The 251-nt window shown below is 59.4% G+C and carries 1 protein-coding gene; it reads right to left on the minus strand.

All coding sequences use genetic code 11. The features are described 5' to 3' along the window. Window positions 1-251: condensation domain-containing protein (locus tag AAHB90_RS32680; RefSeq protein ID WP_342089518.1), on the minus strand; the 251-nt coding region annotated here is incomplete at both ends.

Raw genomic sequence — 251 nt, forward strand, 5'->3', positions numbered from 1 at the left:
ACAAGCCCTTCCACCTCCTGCTGCATACGCCCAGCAACAGGGCTGCCCACACAGATGTCGCTCTGGCCGCTGTAACGGGAAAGCAACACCTTGAAGGCGCTCAACAGCGTCATAAAAAGCGTCACGCCATGCTGCTGGCTCAACGATTGAAGGCCAGAACTCAGATCCGAACCCAGCTCAAAGGACAATAGCGCCCCGCGCGTGCTCTGCACCGCTGGGCGCACATAGTCCGTCGGTAGGTTCAGCGTCTC

Origin of the sequence: Dyadobacter sp. OTU695 (assembly GCF_038440355.1) — a bacterium.
Lineage (GTDB): Bacteria > Bacteroidota > Bacteroidia > Cytophagales > Spirosomataceae > Dyadobacter.